The sequence below is a fragment of the Bifidobacterium callitrichidarum genome, assembly GCF_003129905.1.
In the GTDB taxonomy this organism is placed as follows: Bacteria; Actinomycetota; Actinomycetes; order Actinomycetales; family Bifidobacteriaceae; genus Bifidobacterium; species Bifidobacterium callitrichidarum.
The window spans coordinates 16,129-40,864 of sequence record NZ_QFFM01000026.1 but is presented as its reverse complement, the minus strand read 5'-3'; the positions used below and the strand labels follow the sequence as shown (position 1 = coordinate 40,864).

Below are 24,736 nucleotides of genomic sequence, written 5' to 3'. Positions count from 1 at the left end.
TCAATACCTTAGCAACACCCGGCACGCTTGGGCTGGGGTGCTGGGAGAATGGCACCTATGGCTATTAAGAAAGGACCGACCAAGGGGTCGGGTGGCAAGCATCGTAACAAACTGAAGGGTCACGGCCCCACTCCGAAGGCCGAGGACCGCGTCTATCACAAGGCCTACGCGGCCAAGAAGGCGGCTGATCGCCGTAAGATGGCCGATCCGCGTCTCGCGGCCCGCAGGCGCGTGGACAAGTTCGCCTCCGCGGACACCTCCGATCTGGTGTTCGGCCGCAACTCCGTGCTGGAGGCGCTGCGCGTGGGCGTGCCGAGCTCCACGCTGTACATCATGTCCCGCATCGAGCATGACGACCGCACGCGCGAGATCGTGAAGCTGGCGGGCACGGTCGGCCTGCACATGATGGAGGCCGACCGTCTGGAGATGGACCGCATCGCCCGCTCCGGCAACCATCAGGGCGTGATCCTGAAGGTCAACCCGTTCGAGTACTCCTCGCTGGCCTCGCTGGCCGACCGTGCGGAGAAGAAGGCGAAGGCGATGGAGGCCGCGAACTCTGCGGCCGCGCGCATCGCCGCCCGTCCGCTGTTCATCGCGCTCGACGGCGTGACCGATCCGCAGAACCTGGGCGCCGTGATCCGTTCGGCGGCCGCGTTCGGCGCCAACGGCGTGATTCTGCCGGAGCGTCGTTCCGCTTCCGTGACCGCCGCGGCTTGGAAGGTGTCCGCCGGCGCCGCCGCGCACATGCCGGTGGCCCGCGTGGTGAACCTCAACAAGGCGATCGAGGGCTTGAAGGAGCGCGGCTACTACGTGGTGGGTCTCGACGGCGGCGGCGACAAGCTCGTGGGCGAGACCGGTTTCGAGACCGATCCGCTCGTGGTGGTGCTGGGCTCCGAGGGCAGCGGCCTGAGCCGTCTGGTGCGCGAGGCGTGCGACGCCATCGCCGGCATCCCGATCAGCTCGTCCGTGGAGTCGCTCAACGCCTCCGTGGCGGCGGGCATCAGCCTGTACGCCGTGGCCAACGCCCGCCGCAAGGCCGGCGCGGCCGGGGCAGCTGTCTCGGCGAAGTGATTCGACGGTCACCCGGGCAACATGACAGCCGGTACGGCGGAACAAATCACTAGCTGGCCTTTACCAATCGGGTTATAGGCCGGAACGCATCATAAACGGCGCGAAACATGAGGTTCGATCACCTATGTTTCGCGCCGTTTTGATATGCAATGGGTCTCAACACCAGTGAATCCCATTGCTGCATTCACTGTCCGATGCAGAACGCGGCATAGAGAGGCACGCTGCGGATGCCATTGTCCATGCCGAAATTCTTGGGCGATATGCGTATCACCGTTTCCGGTGCGTACTTTCCACGGTAAACCGCGAGGCTGCGTGATCGCGTGTTGAAAGATGACTTGACCTCTATCGGCATACCGGCTGTCATACCCGCGGACTGCATGACGAAGTCGACCTCTGCGGTGTTGCCGCTTGTCCAGTACCGCAGCGGCACCTCGTTCGCCGTCAGTGCCTGCGCGACGGCATTCTCGACCAGGCCTCCCAAGTCAAGATGACTGCGGCGTATCGCATCCAGCACCATAGCGGGATCCAACTCGCTCCGCGCGGCAAGCAATCCCGTATCCGACATATAAATCTTGAACGCGGACGCATCCTCATGCATGGCCAGCGGCAATTGTCCGCTGGAGATGCAAGTGCAACGCTCCACCAGCCCCGCGGCGAGCAACCAGGATATGGCGGTGGAATACACTGAAGCGCGGCCGCCACTGTGTACCAGTTTGTACTGGAACTTATGATTTTCCTTGGCCAGTTGCGCGGGAATGCTTCTCCACGTATCGCGGATGCGAGCACTCTCCGTTGGCGTGGCATACTTCGCCATATCGGTGACGTATAGATCGGTGATGGCGCTCTGGATGCCGCGTACTTCTAAGTAATCTCCGGTCTGTGCGAATCGTGACACCGCCTCGGGCATGCCACCGACCATCAGATACTGCCAAAACCGTTCCATCATCGCATCATGGAGGTAACACGGCTCCGAACCCTCATAGCATGCACGAATCTCAGGGACCATGGCCCCGTCTCCCATGGCATCAAGGAACTCATCAAAACTCATCGGATGCAGGGTGAGCGTCTCCACCTTGCCCACAGGCATACTGAAACCCTGCCTATTGACGGCCACACCCAGCAGGCTACCGGCGGCGGCTACGTGGAGCTGTGGCATGTCCTCATGGAAATACTTCAACGAAACCAGCGCGCGGTTCGAGGCCTGAATCTCGTCAAGAATCAGCAATGTATGTCCGGGCTTGATCCGTTGTCCCGATACCTGTTCCAGACGCCTCACCAATGTTTCCGCGTCCAGGTCCGCATCGAATACCCGCCGCGCGCGATCGTCACGTTCCAGATCGAATCGGACGCAGTTTCCCGGAAAAACGGTTCTTGCCAGTTCCGTAAGCAAATAGGTTTTGCCCGTCTGCCGCGCGCCGTACAGCAACAGAGGCTTGTAATCGTGTGATGTGGCCCAGTCCTTGAGACGGGCAAGCATGTTCCTGTGCATTTAGCCTCGTTCCAACTCGTCGCATATCAATCTATGAGAAAGTGCCGCATAATACATTTTTATCTAGATAAAAATGTATTTTTATTCACTTTTCCATAGATAATTGGATTATATCATTGCGTCGCCTGACATACCGATGCAATCAATCCAATCCCGTCGTACCGTTCGGCACAATTCATGCTGTGGCATCAATCATGCCGAACGGTACGACGTCGAAGCCATGCGGCAGCATCGCCGAAAAAGGAAGACGCCGACCGTTACCGAAGACTGCGGCTGCGGGAGATGTGGATGAGGGCCAGGCACGCACCGCCGAGGATGACCATGATGCCGCCCGCCGACATGACCGACCACGCGCCGATGCCGCCCGTTTCCGGCAGCGTGACGCCGGGGTAGTTGGCGAGGGTGTAGCTGCTGCCGTCCTTCTTGAAGGCGGGGACGCGAGCATCATCATTACCTATGGTCGTCTGTCCGGTTGCGGTGATGATGGTGGGCTCCTGGATGACGAGCTTGTTGCTGCCTTGGTACGGTGCGGTCACTGTGATGGCCCACTGACAGTGCGGCGAATCGAATCCTGCGGGGGTGCCTGTTTCCACCAGCCGATAGGTACCGACCATCAGACCGCCGAGTGCTACCGACCCGTCGTCACCGCTGGTCTTTGCCTCACCGACTCGCTGCCAATCAGAACCGCCCGCGTTCGTATTGCCGCCGTCAATCGCATCCGGGTCGATGAGCCCGGCGGTCGGTGCTGAACCAGAGCCAACCCATCGATACAGTTTGAATGTGGCACCAGCAAGCGGCTTGATTCCCGTTGTATCGGAACCGTCCACCTTGGTAAAGGTGAACGTGGCGGTATCTGCCACCAGTCCGACCTTGGTATAGCCGAAGTCGATGTTGCTGGTGGCGGTAGCAGCCGCACCGCCAGCCCCAGTGCCAGTGGTGGTGGTCTTCACGTGCGTGCCGTTGTAGGCGTGCGCGTCGGCGTCCACATACCCGGCCACCTCGGTCGGATCGCTGGGCGCGTTCATGACGAGCGTCACCTGCACGGACGAGCCGCCGGCGAGCTTCGCCTCGCTGCCGTCCTCGGCCCGGCTCAGGTCGATCGCCACGGCCTTGACCTTGGAGTAGTCGTAGGTCTTGTGGTCGATTTCGTATCCGACGGCTGGTGGCGTGCAGTCCTCCCAGATTGTGGTGTTCGTCAGCTCGCGGTTCGATTCGTTGGCGGAGCCGGTCGGTCCAAACAGATTCAGGCCAGCTGTCTTGGAGCAATACACGGCGGGCTTGAACCCTCGGTCGATAGCCTGCTGCACGTTCACGCTGCTGAGCGTGCCCCGCCAGCGCGGCGTGTTGATGCCGACTGCAGTATCAGACGCAGAAGTATCAGAACTGAGGTAGTTCTCCAGCGAATCGTAGAGCACGATACCACGCGCGGCGGTGTTTGGCATGGGCGTGTAGCGCAGGCGGTACTCGTATTGGCCGGATGCACGCACCATCACCTCGTTGTTCTTACCGTTGGTCCAGTCAATCTGCGTGCCACCGCGCACGTGCTTCTCCAAGCCGGACGAGGCAACCGTGTTGAAACTGATGGTGGTGGTTGCCGCGTCGTAGAGGAACGTGAAGCTTGTGTTCATGGTGTCGAGCTCGCGCATGGCGGCGCGTTCGTCGTCGCTCCAGTTGTCGCCGAGCGTGGCGTCCGACAACCCGGTCAGGTCGTCGTTGTCGTCGCCGTCGGCGATGCCGCCGTTGTAAGTTTCGTAGGCCACCACGTTGTGCAGGTCCTTGGCGTTGTCGTTGTAGCCGAGGTCGTTGGCGTCCTGCCAGCTGATGTAGGAGTCGAAGCGCAGCGTCATGGTGGATTTGCCGTTGTCTCCGTTGGTGTACCGCAGGTTGGTGTAGCCGTCCGGCGCTTCGGCTTCCACTTCCAGCAGGGTACGTCCGGATCCGCGATAGTTGGGGTAGGCCTTCGCGGTGAGGATGGTCATGGCGGTCGCGTCGTCCACGGCGGTGACCTTCACGCTGTCCACGTCGGGCGTCACGCCGACGGGCAGCAGATCGTAGAACGTGCCGCGCTGCTGCGGAGTAGCCCAGTTCTTGTCGATATACTCCTCGCTGTAGTCACCGGTTTCACCCATAGTAACTTTGTAGGGAATCTTGACACGGCCGTTGACAGTGTCGCTCGTCCAGTTACCATCGATGGTCTTGCTTTTGATAGATTCCATAGCGAATGGCGTCAGCTTTTGTTTAGCTCTGGCATGGCAGATGGGCACGTTAGAGGCCGAGCCCGCCCAAGGTGCCCCTGAACGCTTACCGCTGCTGTAGTCATAGTATTGCTCGTCGCTGTTGAACGGCTCTACGTTATAGAGTTCGTGACTTTGTGTACCGTAGCCCGCGAAATTCAATGCATCGTCGTCGCTGGCAATAGGCTGGACGCAGGCACCGTGATTACTGTCTCTTATTTGTCGAAAATCGAATCCGGCGATGCCTTTCTTGCCCTGTTCCACTTGATCCTGCGTGCGCACCACCAACGTGTTGTAGTCAGTGAGCGTCACATAGTCGTCACGTACCTCGTCGGTGGACGAGGTGTTGTCGTCGCTGAGTTTCTTGAGCAGGGTCTTGATGTGGTCGCTGGTCGTGAGTGTGATGTTCACGCCAAGATTCAGCTCCACGGCCGCCGCGGTCTTGGATTCATACACGGCTTTGACGCCGACATAATGATCGTAGGGGCTGAACTGCCAGATTTTGCTAAAAGCCAAGTTCATTTCACTGACTCCACCGTCGGGATAGTCGGTACCAATGGGCTCCCAAGCGGTGTCCCATTGATTGGTGTCATAGTTCCATGTGGCTTTGAGTCCGTACAGTCGCAGTTTGTCGGAGTTTTTGTTCAGATATTCGGACCGTAGGTCACGTACGGTCAAACCCCAGTCACCTGAATCATTTTGCCTCCAGTCGTACACGGCCCAGCCGCTCGATGATGTGAGGAATTGGTATTCTTTCGACGTATCACAGGAATCGCTCGACGACACACAACTATTGGGAATGGTAATTGAGGAGATATAGAAATCGTCAGGCTGTAGCTTGGCGTAGCCTTGAGTGGGGATGCTCGTGTTGCCGTCCTGATGCGGTCTGGCACCCCCTTGCTCCATCTGCCGAGGATATTCCTCACCGAAAACGAAGTTGTCGTCAATGAACTCGTGGCGTACGGTTTTCTGTTCGTATGCGGATTGGTCGTCGGGGAAGCCTATGGTCTGGTTGCCGCCATTCGCGCTGCCCATCGCAGTGGTCAGACCGTAGGTCTTGGCCGCATAATGGTTTTTGAACATGGCGGTGGTTGTGGCCCTGCCACTACTCAGAGCGGTCAAGCCGCCTCTGACGGTGCATTCAGTGGTGGGGTCGTCAAAGTCCTCTTGTCCCAAGAAGTTGTTTCCGCAGGATTTGTCGAGGCGGTAGAGGTCGCCGTCGTACGAGAAGGACTCGTTCTTAATCTCCTGGTCGGCAGTGTCGCTTTTCTCGGTGGTGATGCCGTCGTCCGTGCCAGTGACCGTGCCGGTGACACTGTTCTCGAACGTGTAGCTTTCATCACTGGGCAAGCTTTCGCCGTCATAGTAAGTGACCACGTAGTAGGTGTAGGTACGGCCGGGCGTGATGTCGACGGTATAGGGGCCTTCGTCCCATGCGTCGCTTACGGGTTTCCCGGTGGAGTCCAGCAGGCCGAGCACGTTGCCGCCCAGATTGTCGGTGATAGTGTCGGTGATTTCGGCGGTGCCTGGCTGGGCGCCGGTAGCGTAAAGCGTGACCTTCCATTTGACGTAGCGGTAGTCGTCGACGTATGCGCCGCTGTCAATCCAGTCGCTGGGCAGGAAATCCCCGGTCTCTCCCACACTGTCGTAAAACTTATAAATACTGGAAATAGCGATACTGGTGTCAGTGGTCTCAGTGATCGGCGGGGTGGTTTTGGTCTCGTCGCTACCTTTGATGGTCGCGCTGGAAGTGATAGAGCCGGTGCCTTTGCCGGCGTAGTCCTTGTCTGGCGTAGTGTCTTTGTCGGGCACGTCGCCGGCTCTGGCCGTATAGGTGACTTGGATGCTGAAGGTGTTGGCCGCGGGGATATCGATGGCGTTCGTAACGACGTATTCGTCGGTGGATTCGTCGTAAGTGTATTGCAGGCCGGTGCCGGTGTTGTAGTCGGGTGCTTCTGGGACGGGCAGCTGTGCGCCGCCGGTGGGCTTGCCGTCGCGCCCGGTGAACAGGTGGGCGGGGATGCGCCACTGGAGGTCGCCCGCGGGGATGGTCTCGCCGCCGCCGGCGCTGGACTGGCCGGAGGAGGTGAGGTCGAACTGGGCGGTGGCCGAAAGGGTGTCGTAATAGTCGGTTGGCGTGAACGTAATTTGCCCGGTGTCCGGGTCGATGGTGCCGTTGCCGGATGTTTTGATCCATCGTGCCGTCAGGCTGGTCACGGCGGAGGTGGCGCCGGCGGCCCAAGCGGCGGTGCCGTTGATCAGGGAGATCGACAGCAACACGGCTATTGATACCACAATTGATGCGAACGTTTGCAGTATGGTGCGTGGCGAGACGCGATGGTTTTGGTGAGCCATGATTCCTCCCGGTACGGCATCTTCGTCGTCGACCGATGCCGCCTTGCCTTTCTTAGGGCGCATTATACATGGAGGAATACTAGGTTTTATAACGGTTTCGGCGTGTTTTAGCGGCATCAAAGAGGTCAGACCAATGATGACGGAATGATGCAAGTCATCATTTTTCTGAAAGTTGAATGCAATTGCAAACGATTGCTGATTTTAAGCTTGGCTAGTAATCTGCAATCGCATGTTCGTGGCCCGATAATGTTATCAAGGGGACGGCTCTGTTAAGTTGGACTACCCCTCAGTCGGCTTCACCGCCAGCTCGTCCTGCAATTAAGGACGAACTTCGTTCGCAGTCCGCTGGCTCGACTGCCGTCTCGCACATCGCCTACAAACAGCTCTGCTGTTTGCCTCACGGCGATGTCCTGACAAGGGGAGCCGAGGGAGGTTGCTTCATGGCGATGTCCTGACAAGGGGAGCCGAGAATACGGGTGTCAATCCTGGTGTAACGGCGAATAGCGGACAGGCCGGTACCGTGATGGGCTTGAGGGTTTCACGGTACCGGCCTGCTGTGTTTGTTATTCAGTTATCAGCTCTTGGCCCAGAGGGCGTAGAGGGTGCCGTTGCGGTCGATCGGGATGAGGCTCTTGCCGTCGGTGTCGAAGCCGAAGGCGCTGCCGCCCGAGAACGTGCCGTTCTTGTTCGAGGCGAAGGCGTCGTTCTTCACGGTGGTCCAGCCTTGGAAGGTGTAGCCATCGCGGGTCGGGTTCTTCTTCGGCTTGGTCAGGTACTCACCGTCCGGCACCTCCTGCGTGCTGGGCATACCCGCCCCCAGTTCGCCACCGTTAGCATTGAACTTGATCGTCCACTTCCTGCCTTCCTTCACCCACTTGGCGTAGAGGGTGATGTCGGTCGTCACCAGTGAAGGATCCTTGCCGTCCTCGCCCTTGAACACGAACTTCGTGCTCAGCTCGGTATCCGCATACCATCCCTCGAACGTGTACCCATCGCGGGTCGGCTTGGGCGAAGGTTCCGCAACGTAGGCGTTCTCGCCGTCGTCCACCATCTGCGTGGGCACCGAACCGGCGTCACCGGCAGCCGGAGCGCCCTCGTAGTTGAGGTCGAACGTCACCTTCCAAGCCCGCACCCAATGCGCGTACAGCGTCAGATCACTGGTCACGCCCGTCGCGAAGTCGTACGCCGTGCCGCTACCGTCCGCAGCCGTGTACCAGCCGGTCAGGCGGTATCCGTCACGGGTCAGCGTAGGCGCGGTCAGTTTCTCGCCGGACTTGACGTACATCGCCGTGGCCTCGCCGGAGCCGGTCGTGCCGTCGTTGCGGTGGAACGTCACCAGGTAGTACTTCGCGGACGGCTCGTCATCCCACTTGGCGTACAGCGTCAGGTCGCCGATCACCGCCGAGCCGAACACGTACGGCGTCTTGCCGTCCACGTCCGTCGTCCAGCCGACGAACGTCTTGCCCGCCATCGTCGGGTCGGCCGGCCGCGTGACCGCATCGCCATGGTTGACGGTCTGCTGCGCGATATCCGAACCACCCTCACCGGTCTCGAACGTCACCGTGTACTGCTTGATCTTCCACACCGCGTGCAGCGTGATGTCGCCGTTCACCGGAGTGCCGCCGTCACCGATCGTGAAGTTCGGTTCGGTCGCCCCCTCCTCGGTGCTCCAGCCGAGCAGGTCGTAGCCGTCGCGGCGAGGCACCTGGTTGGCAGCGATCGGAGCCACGGTTCCGCTGGTCCTCACCGTCTGCGACGAGACGTTCCAGTCGATGCCGGTATCGAACTTGACCACGTTCGCCTTCTCGTACTGGGCGTACAGCTTGAGGCGTTCAGTCACCCGAGTGCCGCCCTCGCCAATCGTGAACGGCTTCTTGCCGTCCGCATCGGTGGTCCAACCGGTGAGGATGTACCCCTCGCGCTTCGGCACCTGGTTGTCGGCGATCGGGCGGACCGTGCCGCCGTAGACCACGGCCTGCGGGCTGACGTTCCAATCGAAACCGGTCTCGAACGTCACGCCGAGCACCGACGGACGATACGTGTAGATCGTCGGATCGCCACTCACCAGCCAGATCTCGGCAGTACCGGTCTCGTTCTGGCCGGCCGCCACCTGAATCGCGGACTCGGGAATCAGACGGTCGTTGCCGTCCGGGTCCTTGCTCATCCACGAATCACCGCCCTGGCGCAGGACGAATTCAGGAGTGCGGTTGCCCTTGGTCGGCTGGTTGAGCGTGTAGCGCGCGATCATGCCGTAGTCGTCATGCTCGGTGAACGAGACCGGGGAGCCGGACTGCTCACCCGACCACATCCACAGATCCCAGCCCTTCCAGGCGTCCGTGTCGAGGTCGTACTCCTGGTAGTTGCCGTCGGCGCGCATGTAGTGCACGATCACGTTGAGCTGCTTCGGGTTCTTCACGTCGTTCGGCGTGGGCACGGAGGCCGGGTTGCGCGATTCCTCGGACGAGTCGTACGACTTGCCGTCGGAGCCGTCCGCCCATGCTTCGATGGAGCCGCGCACCTTGGCGACCACGCTGCCTTCCTTCTTGTCGATCACGGAAGCCGTGTACGAACTCTCCGTGCCGGCGACCGCATCAGCGTCCACCGACCCGTCCTCAGCGGAGACGATGCGGTAGTTCACCGTGGTGAAGTCGCCGCCTAGCGTCGTGCTCATGCGCTTGCCCCACGAATCGGAGGTCTTGTCGAACGCATGGTACGTCTTGCCCAGCGGGTTGCCGCTCACATCAGTGCCCCAGACGACCACGCCGGTCGCCTGCTTCTGCGCGTCACTGGTGGCCTTGAAGTGCACGGTGAACGTGGTCTTGGCCGAGGCGACGCACACGAACGGCACGCCGATCGTCTCGTCGTGGTGCTCGACCGCGGTGATGGCCGTGCCGACCGCGTTCTCGTACGGCTTGGAGCCGCCGGCGTTCGAATAGCCGTCGCGGTAGTCCCACAGCGCGCCGTCGGCACCGGCCGGGTCGTTGGTGAACCGGTACTTGAGCCGCTTCGCCGTGGCGTCCTTGATGGTGGTCTTGTACCAGCCGTCCGCCGCTTCGCAGACCGCGTCGCTGCCGGAGACCTTCTCCATCTTCACGGGCGTGCCGTTGAGCAGGGTGTCGCCGATCGCGTACTGGATGTACACGTCGTCGCCCCAGTCGGAGCTGGGCTTGTAGTAGATCGTGGCCGAATCGTCGCCGATGCGGTCGGTGTTGACCTGGTCGTCGTAACCGGTGTCCGCGGTCTCGTAGCCGGCCCAATCGGCCGGCTTGTCGGCTGCCGCGTAGATCGCGACGGCGGAGCGCTTGGCGATCGTCACGCTCAGCTTGCCGTCCTTCACGGTCACCTTGTTGCAGGTCTTGCCGGACGTGTACACGTCGCAGTACTCGCCGTCGGGCAGGTTCGTCTCGTACGTTTCCTCATGCTCCTGCAACGTGTTGTTGATGGCGATGAAGCCCTGGTCGTTGCCGTTGGCGTCCTGACGGGCGAAGCCGATGTTGCCGGTGCCGTTGTCCTGCCAGCGACCGACCGTGGTGCCGGTCACGGCGTTGTGGAAGCCGATCATGCCACGCACGGACGCCCAGCGCTGCTCGCACAGCCACTGGCCCTGTTCGCGGGTGCCGCTCGTCTTGCACGCCTCGTCGAAGTCGACATCGGTCACATGCGTGTCCGTGGTGCCGTTCGGGCCGGCGTCGGAGTTGGCGTCGGTGAAGTAGTAGTCGGAGATGAGCTTCGGCTTGCCGTAGTCGTAGGCAAGCATGAAAGCGTTCGCAAGCTCGTAGCGTGAGCCGGAGTCGACGGTGAGCGTCTCGGAACCGCGTGCGGTATCCCAGTTGGTCACGAACACGGTGGCCTTGTTGCTCGGCAGCAGTCCGTTGCTGATGTTCTTCAGGTTGGAGACGTCGCCGTTGAAGTACTGCCGTAGCTGGTACGAGTAGGAGAATTCGGTGACGTCGCCGTTGGCCGTGTAGTTCTTCGGCGCGAGCAGCGGGGATTCGCCCTGGTGGTAGATGACCTCCTGCTGGAACGGGATGTCGGCGGCCTTCACGCCGATCTTCTGGGCGAGCTTCGCCTTGATGGCCTTCAGATCGAGCGTGTCGATGTGCTTTGCGGAGTCGATGCGGAAGCCGCGCACGCCGAGGTTCCACAGCTTGGCGAGATATTCGGCCTGGATGGTCTGCACGCGGCTGGAGCCGGTGTTGATGTCCCACATGGTCGACAGACGGCAGTCCTGCACTTCGTCGGCGTTGGTGTAGTCAGCGATGTTGGTGCGGCAGGAGTGGAAGTCGCCCGTGGCCAGGCCGTACTGGTGATTGTTGCCGCTTTCCTCGTACTGGTAGATGCCGATGCCCGGATAACGGCCGTACGTGCCGTTGTAGGCGGTGCCGGCCACGCCGTACTGGTCATCCACCCACGAGACGTCGTGGCCGGAAGTATGGTTGAGCACCACGTCGGCGATGATCTGCACGCCTACGCTGTTGCAGGTCTTGATCATGCTCTCCAGCTCGGATTCGGTGCCGAAGCGCGAGTTGAGCGAATAGCTGATCGGCTGGTAGACCGTCCACCACTGGGTGCCCTGCACGGACTCCTCGGGCGGGGAGATCTGCACGTAGCCGACGCCTTCCGGCCCGTACGTGGCCTTGCATTCCTTGGCGATGGTGTTCCACGACTGCTGGAATGCGATCATCGTCACGTCGGACTGGGCCTTGGTCGGGTCGATGGTCTTGCTGGTCTTGTCCGCGGCCTGCTGCTGCGTGACGTTGGCGTTCATCTCATCGGCGACGGCGGCGGTCGTCGCGGCCGCGCCGCCGAGCGTCATGGCCGCGCCCAGCATCATGGCGAACAGCTTCGATACTCCCCTGCGGAAGGATCGGGCCATCGTCGCCTTGGCCCGCCTGGTCAGGTGGGCCGGCTTCTCAGCGGACCGGGAGGCGGTCAGGCCGCGCATCGCGGTATTCCGAGTCATCGGAGATCTCCCTTCTTGTTGCGCTTGCCTGCGGCGGCGAGCGCCTTGCGGCCGAAGAACGCGCCGGACAGTGCGATGAGCGTCATGCCGAGCAGCAGGATGCGGGTCGTGCCCTCACCGCCGGCTTCCGGTAGGATCGGCAGGCTGGTGTTGGTGATGGTGTAGCCCTGGGTCTGGTTGCCGGTGATGATCGGCGGCTGGTAGCCGTCGATCGAGGGCACCGGCACGTACTTGCCGTCGTTCTTGGCGACTTCGCGCACCTCGTACTGCTTGTGCTTGCTGATGGTGAACGTATACGCCCAGTTGTTGCTCTCGTTCAGTTCGACCGGTTCTCCGACGGCGGTCAGGTTGCTGGTGTCGGTGTTGGTGATCTTTGGCGCGGTCGTAACGTTGGCGAACACGGCGGACGTGGTGCTGACGTTCTTCTCGTAGAGCTGCACCCAGATAGAGCGAGGACGGGTGTTGTCGTCGTTGTCGTTCCACGCCTTGCGTACGTTGAGGTTGGTCTTGTTCGGCGCGTTGCGGTTGCTTAGCGTGAAGGAGTACGCCTCCGGTTCGCCGGTCGTCGTTTGGGTCGCCGACGTGTCCGTATTGCCGCCTTCGGACGGGGCCGACGTTGTCGGATACTTCGTGGTGTCCTCGAACGTCGCGGTGTAGTCGTCCACGGCCTCTTCGGTGACGGAGTAGCGCAGCAGCTTGCCGTTGCGGTACTTCGGCAGGTTATTGAACGTGTACGTCCACGTATCGGCCGTTGCGGCCTTGGTCGCATCGGACTTGCTATCCGTTTCGTTCGATTCGCCGGCGGGCGTCTCCGTGTCGGTCTGGTCCGTTGCGGTTGCGTCGCCGTCAGCGGGCTGATCGGACGATTCGGACTGCTCGGATGCGGTCTGGTCGGATTGATCAGACTGGTCAGTCTCGGACGGCGTGGTCTCCGACTGATCGGTGCCGGACTGCTCGGTCTTGCCGGATTGGGACTGCTCGGTCGATTCGGAACCAGTCTGCTCGGTCTTGGACGGCGTGGATTCGGACTCGGTGGTGTCCGGATCAGTGGTGTTGGTATCAGTACCGTCGGTCGTATCGGACTGGGTCGCGTCTGAGGTTCCCGTCGTTGCCTTGTTCTTAGCGGTCAGCACGGCGCAACTCACGCCGACCAAGTCACCGACGCACTGATCACCCTGCGGCTCGGGCCAGCCGTTGGACTGGTTCCACAGGCTGGTCAGCAGCCAGACGGTCACCTGCTTGGGGCGCTGACCGTTGAAGTTCTGGGCGTCGTCCCACACCTTGCTCACGGTCACGGCCGTGGTTTCGGGCTTGTGCGTATTGGTGATCTCGAACTGCTCGTTGGTCTTCTCGTCAGCATCGGCAGACGTTTTCGTGAACGTGACGTTGCACTGATCGCCGGTCGGTTTATCCACCGTGCACACGCCGGAATCGTCGAAGTCGTTGTATCCGGCCACCGGCGTCTCCTTGACGGAGTACGTGTACTCGTAGCCGTACGAGTTCTTCTTCGGCAGGTTCTCGAGCGTCCACTTCCACGTGTTCTTGTCGGCGTTATCCGGAACCTTGAGCGTGGTGACGATCATGGTCTCGGAGTACTCCTCCGTCTCGGTCGTGCTGCCGTCCTTCGGATGCTTGCTGGTGCCGGTCACGGTCACCTGAATCGCCTCGGGGCGGATGCCGTCCTGATTATCGTTGTCCTTCCACGTCTTGGTCAGGTCGATGTTGCGCGCATCGGGCTGATGGATGTTGTACATCACGACGTCGTAGCCGTTGGCGTTCGGCGTCTTGACGATCGAGGCGTGGTATTCGTCTTTGTTGTCGCCGGACAGCTCCTCGTCCACGGTGTACGTGATCTCGTTGCCTTCGTTGTCCTTGGCGTCCAGACCGGTCCAGTCGTAAGTCCAGTTGTTGCTGTCATCCAGCACGACGCTGTATTCCTTACCGGTCATCTTCTCGCCGTTCTTGTACAGCACGGCCTTCACGGTCACATCCTTGCGCAGGTCCTGGGCGCCGCCGTCTTCCCAGCGCTTGGTGACGGACACGGCCGTATACGACTTGACCGCGTCCTCAACGCGGACCACATTGCCGCTACTGGCCACCTCATCGACCACGACCTTGCCGTTTTCCACGGTGAACGTGATTGGCTTGGCGGCCACGTCGTAGCCTTCCGGGGCCTTGGTTTCGGTGAGCTGGTACGTACCGTTGGGCAGCTGGAACGTCTTCGGACCGTCCGCGGAGGAAGTCCAGGTCAGCGTCGAACCGTTCTCCTTCACCGTCACGCCGTCAAGCTTCGTGAATGCGTCGGTGTCGAACGGTGCCGCATCGCCCTCGAACGTGGTGCCGGTCAGTTTGAACTCGGCACCGGCAAGTTCGGCCACGCCGGCTACAGCGGTCTTGGAGACGGTCACGTTGGTGGTGTTGAGCTCATCGGTCATGGTGACGGTGTTGCCCGCCGCAGTGTCCTTGCCGACCTTCACCGTACCGTTGAGCTTCACCGTGAAGGTGATGTCGCGCGCCGGCTGGTAGCCGGACGGCGCCTCGGCCTCGTGCAGTGTGTATGTGCCGGGGACGAGCGTGATCTCGTGCTTCTTTCCGGTGGAGGTCCACTCAATCGGGTTGATGGCCTCGCCGGCCAGCGTGGTGCCGGTGACGGTGAGCTTCGCGCCGGCGATCTCGCCCACGCCGCCGGTCAGGCTCACCTTGGAGATCTTCACATCGGTGGTCTTATAGATGTCGGTCATGACGATGACGTTGCCGTCCACAGCATTGCCGTTCACGTCCTGTACGGACAGCGACTGGTCGGCATTACGCACGACCTTGAACGTGATCGGATCGGCCACGCGGTAGCCGTTCGGCGCCTTCAGCTCGGTGAGCGTGTACGTGCCGGGCTTCAGCTCGACCTCATGCGACTTGCCCTTGCTGCTGGTCCACTTTTCGGTGACCTTGTTGCCGTCCTCGTCCGTGCCGTCGATCTCCATCTCCGCGTCCTTGATTTCCTTGCCACCGAGGTCGCGCTTGGAGACGCGAATCTTCGTATCGGTCGGATAGTGCGTGTTGGTGATGGTGATGCCGTCCGCATCGGTTGCAGTGCCGCTGGTCGTCGCCGTGTAGCCTTTGGTCGGGTTGACTTCCTGCACGGTGTATGTGATGGGCGCGCCGTTCTCGTACCTCGGCAGGTTGTCGAAAGTGCCCTTCCAGTGGCCGTCCGCGTCAGGCTTGATCGTCAGCGTCTTGTCAGGCACGGCGACGCCGTTGGCGTACAGCTGCACGGTGATTTCGGTCGGGCGCAGGCCGTCCTGGTTGTTCGCGTCGTTCCACGCCTTGGTGACGGGCACCGAGACGGTTTCCGGCGTGTACTTGTTGGTGAACGTCGTGGTCGACACGCCGTCCGCTCCGGTTACCGGATCAGATCGGGTGGTATCGTAACCGCCCTCGCCCGCGTTCACCTCAATAACCTGGTACTTGACTTCCTTGCCACCCTCGCGCACAGGCAGATCTGTCCATTCGACCACGGCTTGCGCGTCCGACGTGCTTTCGTTGATCACTTTCTCCTGGCCAACGTTGGTCCACGTCGTGCCGACGTCAGTCGACTTCTGCAGCTGGAACCGGGCCGGCTTGCGCTTGCCGTCACGGTTATTATCGTCATTCCACACCTTGCGAGCGCGGATTGAAGTGACGTTCGAGCGGTCGGTGACGGTCAGGTGCTTGCCATCGTCCGACGAGACGGTCTTGCCGTTGATAATGACCGCGCCAGCATTCGTCACGGTCACAGCAATCGGGTCAACCGCTTGGTAGCCTTCCGGGGCCGTGGTTTCGGTGAGGGTGTACGAGCCGGGAGTAAGATCCTTGAACTCAATCGATTGGCCATCAGCAGTCGTCTGCGTCTGGGCAGCGAACGAGGAGTCGCCGTTCTTGGTCAGCGTGAACGTGGCACCGGCCAGCCAGTTGCCCTGCTCGTCCTTCTTGTCGAGCTTGAACGAGCCCTTCTTGGTGCTGGCGTTGCTCACCGACCACAGGTAGTTCTGCAACGTCACATCGCGTGCGGCGGCGACGGTCAGCGACGTATCGTTCACGGTTTTGTCCTGATAGAACGCGGCTTCATGACCGCTGGGCTGGCCGCCCGGGAACACGACGTACAGTGTGGCGGGGTTCTTCGGATCGTACTGGTACCCGTCAGGCCCCTGCGTTTCGGTCACGCGGTAAATCACGTCCGCGTTCAGGCCAACTGCCGTCGATGTGTAACCGGTGGTACCGGACTGCAAACCGTTATTCACGACCTCGGTCCCAGTCGAACTCCATGCGTCGTTGGAGGCGTCCATGTCCACAGTAAGCTTCTCGACCTTGAACTTCGCGCCGTTCAGCGGCTTGGTGGCGTCGCCATCGGCGTACTTGTAGATCTGCAGCGAGTACAGGTTGGAGCTGATACCGCCCTGCGCGTCGATGACCTTGCCGGTCTGCGTGGTGGTTGCCGTACCGCTGTTGTTCTCGTAGCCGGCGAGCACGATCGTGTTACTGCCGAGATCGCCGAAGTCCTGCCCCGGCTTGAGCTGCACGGTGGCCTTGTAGGTAATCGTGATCGCGCGCGAGTCGGGCACGGTGAACGTGATCTTTCGCGTGCTCGGATCATATGCGTATGTCGCACCGGTCACTTCGGCCTTGGTGTTCGTGTCGGTGATGACCACACTGTCCATACGCAGGGTGAGTGCCTCACCGAGCGTATCGGTAAGCGTCAGCGACTTGCCCTTGTTCAGGGTCGAACCGCCCGGATTCACGTTCACCGTGTAGTTGATGTTCGGCGCGGTCTTCTTGTCGTAGACGCCCTTCTTGGCGACCAGGTTGCCGGGTTTGGCCCAGATGTCCGAATAATCGGGCAGCTGTGCCTTGCCATCGATATGGATGATGGCCTCGTTCTTGTACAGCAGATTTCCTTGCTGCCCCAGAGCACCGGTGATGTCAGTGAACGTGGTGTCGTACTGGATGAGCAGTTCGCCGCTCTGTGCCTTCTCGAATGCCTTGCTTCCCTTGGCGATGACGAACGTGAGCGTGTGGTCGCCGTTGTCGGTGACGGTCACGCCAGTGTACGTGTTGCCCTTGGAGTCCTTGGCCACCATCGAGCCGGGGATGTAGCTGTGATCGCCGTAGTACTGCCAGTTGTTGTCGGGGGCCTTCTCCCCGTGGGACAGCGTATCGGTGATGACCACGGACTGTGCGTTGTCCGGAATGTCGTGCACCTTGAGCTGCCAGCGCATGGTGTTCCGGCTCATCGGCGTGCCGTTGCCATCGTTCTGGTTCGACAGGTTGGACTTCTCCATGTTGTCGGCCACCGGCTTGTGGCTGTCCGTGGCCTCCTTGTTCACGAAGCGGGCCGTGTTGTAGAACGTGGTGCCGGTCGGGGTGCCGTTGAGCACGGTGGACGTGTACGAGATGTATAGCTTGGTGTTCTTCTTGATCTCGTCGTTGAACGTGATCGTGAACGACTTGCGGTCAGCGGCTACCGTCTTGGTGACGCTGCCGGTGTACTCCGTCTTGTTATCAAGGTCGGTGTAGATCTTGATATTGCTCGCATCCGGATCGAGCACCTGCCAGTCGGGCTTGACGTAACCATCCTTGTGGTCCTTGCCGTCGTCGTCGACCGTATCGGTCAGCTTCTTGCCGGCCGGCAAGTCGTCCTTGGCGGTGAAGGTGGTCAGCCATTCCAGCGTCTTGTCTGCGTTCGCGTCGCCGGTGTACTTCTTGTCCAAATCCACGGCGTCCTTGCCGATGGTCACCGTGCCGGTTCCGGGCAGTGCGTTGCCCTTGCCGTCGCCGGGCGTCACGGTCACGTCGTTCTTGACCGTGACCTTGTCGCCGCTGCCGCTCTCGGGCAGATTCTCGACTTCGGTGGAGTATGTGATCTTGTACTGCCGGTACGGATGCGTGCCGTTGCTGGGCAGCTTGGCCGTGCCGCTGACCAGGTCGGCCCACTTCAGCGTGGTCTCTTGCGGCTGCCAGTTATCGTCATAGTAGACGACCTTCACGTCACCGGTCGGGGCCTTGAGGTTGCTGCCGAGCGAGTCCTTGATCGTCGTCGCGTTGGGCACTTCGGCGTCCGTGCCGGCGTTGACGGTAATCGTCCAGTTGACCACGGTGACCTGCACCGGCTGGCCGTCCTTGCCGAGCACCGGCTGGCCCTTCTCATCCGTCTTATCGACGGTATTGGCCTTGCCGTTCTTTTTCACGGACCATTTGCCGTTCAGCCAGATGCTCTGCTCAGTGGTCTGCTTTTTCGTGTAGTCGTCGCTGTGGTACGTGACCTTGTTCTTGACAAGGTCGCCCTTGCCGTTCTTGACCGCGTCGATGACGTCCTGACGGTTGATCTTCACGCTGTAGCGCGCGTAGAGCGCCTGACCGTCGGTCATCTGGTCGATGTTGGCGGTGAACCCGTTGGGAATGGGCGTCGGTCTGCTCCGTGTGTTCCCATTTGCCGGTGTATTCCTTCGTGCAGTTCGGATCCGTGTACAGCTTGAGCGAATCCGGCACCAGATTGAGCAGATTACCCATCGAGTCTTCGAGCTTGACGTTCTTGTTGCTGCCTTTGGCGTGCACTTCCACCACGAAATCGAACACGGTGGGGTCGTCGGTGGAGATGGCGCCGTTCTTCTGTGCCCACAGGCTGTGCTGCTCGTTCACGTTGACTTCCAGCTGCCCGATGCCGGGGAATTCGAAGTTGGCCTTGCCGCCGTTGTTGTTGCCGGTGGACGATTCGGTGATGGTGCCATTGACGGTGACGTAAATCTTTTTGTTGGAGCCGGTATCCCTTCGGCTGAAGGTGGCCACGAGCTTGTTGCCGTTGACGGTGAACGTACCGCGTTCGACACCGTCTTCGCCGTAGATGGTGTAGGTCTCGTTGGACTTGAAGTTCAGCCCCTTGGGCAAATCGTAGGTGAACTGATCGCCTTCCTGGATATCGACGTCATTCGGCATTGTCCAATACAGCTTCATCTTGACTGGGTCGCCGTAGTTCACCGTCATGCCGGTGGTGTACGGCTTGCCATCGATAGTGATTACCGTGTCGTCCTTGTTGACCGGAGCCTGGGCACTGCCGATTTCATAGGTGTTCGCAGCCTGCGCGGCCGGCACGCCCACGATTGCAGTGGCCAGCAGCATCGCAATCACCACAAGCATTGATGCCAACGTTCGCAACAACGGATAACGGGGGTGTTGGCTGCTTTGAACGAACATCTTCTCTCCTACTATGGCACTACGTCATCGATTGATACCACTCAGTCGTCTGTATTTCAGAATACGTCAGCCCCTCGTCTTTTTGCAAACGATTGCCAAATGGTGATTACCCTCAGAAACTTAACTAATAAGCCATTTTTGTCAATGATTTTCTTGCATTGCTTTCATGAAAGTAGACTGCAAGTGCAAACGTTTGCGAATCAAAACGCAAAAAAGTACCGGCAGCGCGAGCTGAGCCCCCTGATTTCGCCCCCCCATTCGGCTTGAAACCGATTTCCGCGCAACCGGGGACAACATAACATGCCCCCATTTAACGAATAAGAGTTTTTCCGGAAATGGGGGCAATGCCCCTCGCCCCCATTGCAGCATCAAACGATTGACATGCCCACGGGGACAAATCATCAACCCGGCGAATCCTTGGAATTAAGCCAATGTTGGATTCAACATCTCAAAGGGCATGACATAGCGTTTGCCCCGATTCCGCAATAACAGTCAAATCGAAAGATGGGGACAAGAATTCTTGCCCCCATCTGCACGTCAAACGATTATTGGACGAACCGGGGGCAAAAATCGCCCCGGTTCGGCGGACTGTCCTGCTTAACGACTCGCTCAGCGAGCCCCGCAATCAAGGACTTGCCTACGGCAAGACTCAATATTGCCTTCGCTCAGCTATCGCTTCGCTCAGGGCTCGTCTACGGACAGTCCACTGGACTGTCCGTTTAACGGCTCGCCCATACAGCCGCATCCGGATCGTCGTCCGGGTTGTAGCCGTCGTCGCCGTAGGTGTATTCGTCGTCCACCACGCCGGAGTCGGCCTCGGCGTTGAGGGCGTCCACGTCCTTCTTGTCGAGCTTGTACTGCGGGAGCACGTTCTCGATGTAGCTCTTCACGGCCTCGCCCATCGGCACGTCATGGCCGGCCTTCTCCGCCAGGAACCAGCGGTGGGTGAGCACCTCGTGGAAGAACTGGGCGGGTTCGATCTGCGAGCGGTATTCGCGCGGAATCATGCGTACGGTGGGCTCGTAGACCTCGCGCATCCAGTCCGTGGCCACGATCTCCAGCTCCTCGTCGTCACGCCACATGGAAGCACGGTAGGCATCGAGATCGTTGAGCAGGCGGCGGGCCTGGTTCTCCTGCACGTCCAGACCGGTGAGGCGCAGCAGCTTGCGGGATGCATAGCCGGCGTCCACCACGCGCGGACGGACCAGCACACGCTTGCCGTCCTCGGCGGTCTTCATCTCCAGCTCGTCCACGTCGAAGCCGAGCTCGTTGAGCTTGTTGACGCGCTGCTCGATCTTCCACATTTCGTCCGGACCGAACTTGTCCGTGTCGGTCAGGGCGCTCCACAGCGAGTGGTAGCGGTCCACCAGACGGTTGCCGACCTCGATCTCGTCCAAGTCGCTCGGCAGGAGGCGGCCGGAGGCCAGATCCATAAGTTCGCCGATGATGTTGGTACGGGCCAGGTCGATATCGTATTCGCGCTGGCCTTCGGTCAGATTCACGTGCAGATCACCGGTCTCGGCGTCCACCAGGAAGGCGGAGAAGGCGTCGGCATCGCGCAGGAACAGCACGTTCGAGAGGGACACGTCGCCCCAGTAGAAGCCGGCCAGATGCAGACGGACCATAAGCACGGCAAGGGCATCGATGAGTCGTTCGGCGGTGTCCGGACGCAGATTGCGGGCGAACAGCGCACGGTACGGCAGCGAGAACTTGAGGTGCTTGGTGACCAGAATCGCCTCCAGCGGCTCGCCTTCGCGATTGCGGCGTCCGGTGACCACGGCGATCGGCTGGACGGTAGGCAGGTCGAGCTTCTGCAGACGACGCAGCAGCTCGTACTCTCGCTCAGCCACCTGACGGGTGATCTCCTTCATGGCGTAGACCTCGTCGCCCACGTGCACGAAACGCACCACGTGGCGGGAGATGCCTCGCGGCAGGTTGGCGAGCAGGTCCTCGGGCCAGGTGGCCAGAGGCTTGTGCCACGGCAGCGTGAACATCTTCGGGTTCGAGCTGGCGGCGGTGATCTTCAGTGCTTGCGGCTCGCCTGAATCGACCTTTTCGTCTTCGGCTTTGACAGACGTGGCTTTCAGTGCGCGCGGATCCAACTGGGGTACTTCGTTCAACTCCATGTGTTCGATTTTACGGCGCATCAGGGATGTCCGGGCAAAACGGCGCTGCGGCGAGGCTTCCTCCGAAAAAGATCAGACATAATCCTCTGGGCGACCGGCATGACGGGGCATGTCCAGCAATTGGGCCAATACTTCCAAAACCAGCTTCGCGTTCTCCTCATGCTCCGCATCCAACTGCCGAAATGCAAAGTCATCATCGGGCAGAAGCAATGTGTCACGTAAAGTCCGTATATTCCTCCGGTCGCTTCTGCTGCGATTGTCCAAACGAAGTAACGCCTCAATCGGATCATCAATCAGCGAAGCCAATAGCGCCGCGTCCAGAAGGTGACGGCTCCGATCCCCCTGCCTCGTCTCTCGCCAAGATGCCGCTTTCATCAACAATGCCCCGAGCACATCCGGCATGCATACCGAGGCGGTTCTTCGTTCAAACCGCAAATCAACGATCATGCTGCGAGCCACAGCTCTACGAGACCCCGGCATACCAAGCATCTGATGCCCACTAAGCAACGCCCGTGAGCGAAGGTATGGCGATAAATGGTTGTCCACCAATAGGTCGACGCTGGAATTCCCGCACACCATCCGCGTGGTATACCCGGTGAGCGACCCTCTCGTTACTTGAAATCCCATGTTTTGCAACGCATCACGCACTTCACGAACTGCATGCTTGTGCGTCAACACATCCACGAGAAAATCCGCATCCGTGGTCGGACGACTGCTCAGACCACGCATCATGGCATGAGCTTGCACCATAAGACCACCGGCGAGCCTCCACGAAGTAGGATCTTCCGTGTGCTCGGCCAATGTGAGGACCGTTCCCCAAGGATGTCCACTAGACGGAATCTGAATTACCGGATTTGTCATGATGTTCCCCCTGAAAATCACGTAACAATGCAGCCAGCCGCCCCATACCGGCATTACGTTCTCGCGGATCGATCGAATCGGCCAAATCTGCGGCACACACCGCGACCGGCATGACTCGACGCCCTCGAATGGGGCATCCCCTCACCACATGAAAACGAACCTTCTTCGGCTCGGCAAGTTCCTTGAGCATATACCGTGACTTCAGCATCGGCAAATCGCTCTCTTCCACGTATCCTTCGACCAATTCCGAAGGAGAAAGCTCAAAATATTCGGCCATCCCCTCGCATCCGCCGGAGCGACAAATATCGCCACTGCCGCTCAACCTGTCCAGGAACAGCGCATTGGCCCAATACTCATGGACATCGGCACGATGACGGATATTGCGCACGAACGCATCCGCATCCGTTTCCTTAAGCAATCTTCTGATCTCGTATCGTTTCCGCACACTGAGCCAGTCAATTGACTCCCCGGAGAGCAGATACAACGCACCCATTGCGGTTTCCGACGAATACGGTCTTCCGGCACGTTTTTCCCGAAGAGCAAGCCGAATCAGCGACTCCTCCGTAATCAGCGCGATTCTCGGGGCTGCATGCACCGCCTGCAGCTCACCACTCTGGATCAAGGAACGCACTCTTCGATCAGTAATCGACAACCTCTTCGCGGCCTCTGCGACTGTATATAAACGCCCCGCACTCCGTACTGTCATGGTTCAAGAATACCGTTAATTATTCCTTCATCGGAATAATTAACGGTATTCTTGGCAGAATCAAGCCAGACCAGTCGGGCAGCAGTTCCTTTGACGGGGAATCCGAACCCGTACCGCCTTATACCCGTTCCCGCCGCGAGCATGCCAATACAAGAAAAGCCCCGCAGCTATGCGGGGCTTTTCCAACGAGGTCATAAGAGAGGAAGAGAACAACCTCGTTTAATGGTTGACGAAGCGGTTAGACCTCGCCAAGTGTATCTACGCCGTGACCGGCGATCGACTAGTTCAGACGCAGCTCGGTCGACGGAGCGAACAGGTGCATCTTGGCCGGATCGATCTTGATCTTGACGGTGGCGCCGACCTTCGGAAGCGCACGCGGGTTCACACGAATCGTGGTGAGCTTGTTCTGGTCGGACATGACCTGAGAGGCCTCGGCAGCGGAGCCATCGGTGATGATGTTGCCGTAGATGTAGCCATCGGAGCCCAGATCCTCGACGTTCACGACCTTCAGGGAGAAGGCGTTCGGGTCGTCGGCCGGAGCCAGGCCAGCGTCCTCAGGACGGAAGCCGACCACGATCTGGTTGTTGTCCTCCGGGGTGAGCTTGTTGACGGCCTCAGCCGGCAGGTCCACGGTGTCCTCACCGATCTTCGCCTTGCCGTTGACCACCGGGTGGGTGTTCAGGTTCATCGACGGGGAGCCGATGAAGCCGGCGACGAAGACGTTGGCCGGGCGATCGTACAGCTCGGTCGGGGCGCCGACCTGCTGCAGGATGCCGAGCTTGATGACGGCGATGCGATCGCCCATCGTCAGAGCCTCGGTCTGATCGTGGGTCACGTACAGGGTGGTGACACCCAGCTGGCGCTGCAGAGCGGCGATCTGGGTACGGGTCTGGACACGGAGCTTGGCGTCGAGGTTGGACAGCGGCTCATCCATGAGGAAGACCTTCGGCTCACGGACGATTGCACGGCCCATGGCCACACGCTGACGCTGACCACCGGACAGAGCCTTCGGCTTGCGGTCGAGGTACTCGGTCAGGTCGAGGATCTCAGCGGCCTTCTCGACGCGCTTGCGGATCTCATCCTTCGGGGTGCCGGCGATCTTCAGAGCGAAGCCCATGTTGTCCGCAACGGTCATGTGCGGGTACAGAGCGTAGTTCTGGAACACCATTGCGATGTCGCGGTCCTTCGGCTGCATCGTGGTGACGTCCTTGCCACCGATGAGGATGCGGCCCTTGTTGACCTCTTCCAGGCCGGCGAGCATGCGCAGGGTGGTGGACTTACCACAGCCGGAAGGGCCGACGAGGACGAGGAACTCGCCATCCTTGATATCAAGATTCAGATCATCCACGGAGGGCTTGTCGTTGCCCGGGTAGATACGAGTGACGTGGTCGAAAACGACTTCTGCCATAATTACTAATCCTTTCAGAGGCAGGTACGTGCCTCACGATCCGTTGTAAAGGGATTTGTGGTTATTACTATGCTTCGACCTACCGTAGCCATCTACTACATTGCTTCCGGGAACTGCAAGCCTCAGCGTTCACTTTTCCTGGTTCAGTGAAGGTTCTCTTCGTTGAGCCACCACTCACTATACACGGCCCCCGTACAAACTCAAGGACAAACGCGCGAAAACTTTCGCATCGCGTGTCGCGTGTCAGGCGATCCCCGGTGGGGTGTCTAACGGGGTGTTCGTCGGCTCTCGGATGCCAACGA

At 60.1% G+C, this 24,736-nt stretch carries 10 protein-coding genes; 1 reads left to right on the top strand and 9 read right to left on the bottom strand.

Translation table 11 applies throughout. The features are described 5' to 3' along the window. The first annotated feature begins 57 nt into the window (after positions 1 to 57). Positions 58 to 1,071 carry a 23S rRNA (guanosine(2251)-2'-O)-methyltransferase RlmB gene (gene rlmB / locus DF196_RS10755; RefSeq protein ID WP_109057816.1) on the top strand — a complete coding sequence of 338 codons (1,014 nt, stop codon included), beginning with the start codon at positions 58 to 60 and terminating at the stop codon, positions 1,069 to 1,071. A 184-nt stretch (positions 1,072 to 1,255) separates the two neighbouring features. Here rlmB and DF196_RS10750 read toward each other — a convergent pair whose 3' ends face one another. The 9 genes from DF196_RS10750 to DF196_RS10715 form a co-directional block, all read right to left on the bottom strand. Further along, the gene (locus tag DF196_RS10750) at positions 1,256 to 2,560 is read right to left on the bottom strand and encodes an ATP-binding protein (RefSeq protein ID WP_109057815.1); all 1,305 of its coding nucleotides are present in this window, start codon (positions 2,558 to 2,560) and stop codon (positions 1,256 to 1,258) included. Positions 2,561 to 2,817: 257 nt separating this feature from the next. Continuing rightward, on the bottom strand, positions 2,818 to 7,149 hold the full coding sequence (locus DF196_RS10745; RefSeq protein WP_146194751.1) for a SpaA isopeptide-forming pilin-related protein: 4,332 nt from the start codon (positions 7,147 to 7,149) through the stop codon (positions 2,818 to 2,820). Positions 7,150 to 7,723: 574 nt separating this feature from the next. Next, entirely contained in the window at positions 7,724 to 12,112 is a 4,389-nt protein-coding gene (locus DF196_RS10740; protein ID WP_109057813.1) for an InlB B-repeat-containing protein, read from the bottom strand. Beyond that, positions 12,109 to 16,803, bottom strand: coding sequence for a Cna B-type domain-containing protein (locus DF196_RS14070; RefSeq protein ID WP_277745630.1), 4,695 nt, complete (start codon positions 16,801 to 16,803; stop codon positions 12,109 to 12,111). Before DF196_RS14070 ends, DF196_RS10740 begins: the two co-directional genes overlap by 4 nt. Positions 16,804 to 18,361: 1,558 nt before the next feature. Beyond that, positions 18,362 to 19,276, bottom strand: coding sequence for an isopeptide-forming domain-containing fimbrial protein (locus tag DF196_RS13965; protein ID WP_158276316.1), 915 nt, complete (start codon positions 19,274 to 19,276; stop codon positions 18,362 to 18,364). A gap of 776 nt (positions 19,277 to 20,052) precedes the next feature. Beyond that, the gene (locus DF196_RS10730; protein WP_109057811.1) at positions 20,053 to 21,459 is read right to left on the bottom strand and encodes a DUF4032 domain-containing protein; all 1,407 of its coding nucleotides are present in this window, start codon (positions 21,457 to 21,459) and stop codon (positions 20,053 to 20,055) included. Positions 21,460 to 21,531: 72 nt separating this feature from the next. Then, positions 21,532 to 22,320: a hypothetical protein gene (locus tag DF196_RS10725; protein WP_146194750.1), complete on the bottom strand. Its 789-nt coding sequence runs from the start codon at positions 22,318 to 22,320 to the stop codon at positions 21,532 to 21,534. Then, a complete protein-coding gene (locus tag DF196_RS10720; RefSeq protein WP_146194749.1) occupies positions 22,289 to 22,942 on the bottom strand; it encodes a hypothetical protein in 654 nt (217 codons plus the stop codon). Before DF196_RS10720 ends, DF196_RS10725 begins: the two co-directional genes overlap by 32 nt. A 364-nt stretch (positions 22,943 to 23,306) precedes the next feature. Beyond that, positions 23,307 to 24,434, bottom strand: coding sequence for an ABC transporter ATP-binding protein (locus tag DF196_RS10715; RefSeq protein WP_109057808.1), 1,128 nt, complete (start codon positions 24,432 to 24,434; stop codon positions 23,307 to 23,309). Positions 24,435 to 24,736: the final 302 nt, after the last annotated feature.

Excerpts from the sequence above, each read along its gene's own strand:
- rlmB (WP_109057816.1), top strand. The coding sequence starts at position 58 with ATGGCTATTAAGAAAGGACCGACCAAGGGGTCGGGTGGCAAGCATCGT.
- DF196_RS10750 (WP_109057815.1), bottom strand. The coding sequence starts at position 2,560 with ATGCACAGGAACATGCTTGCCCGTCTCAAGGACTGGGCCACATCACAC.
- DF196_RS10745 (WP_146194751.1), bottom strand. The coding sequence starts at position 7,149 with ATGGCTCACCAAAACCATCGCGTCTCGCCACGCACCATACTGCAAACG.
- DF196_RS10740 (WP_109057813.1), bottom strand. The coding sequence starts at position 12,112 with ATGACTCGGAATACCGCGATGCGCGGCCTGACCGCCTCCCGGTCCGCT.
- DF196_RS14070 (WP_277745630.1), bottom strand. The coding sequence starts at position 16,803 with ATGGACAGTGTGGTCATCACCGACACGAACACCAAGGCCGAAGTGACC.
- DF196_RS13965 (WP_158276316.1), bottom strand. The coding sequence starts at position 19,276 with ATGCTTGTGGTGATTGCGATGCTGCTGGCCACTGCAATCGTGGGCGTG.
- DF196_RS10730 (WP_109057811.1), bottom strand. The coding sequence starts at position 21,459 with ATGGAGTTGAACGAAGTACCCCAGTTGGATCCGCGCGCACTGAAAGCC.
- DF196_RS10725 (WP_146194750.1), bottom strand. The coding sequence starts at position 22,320 with ATGACAAATCCGGTAATTCAGATTCCGTCTAGTGGACATCCTTGGGGA.
- DF196_RS10715 (WP_109057808.1), bottom strand. The coding sequence starts at position 24,434 with ATGGCAGAAGTCGTTTTCGACCACGTCACTCGTATCTACCCGGGCAAC.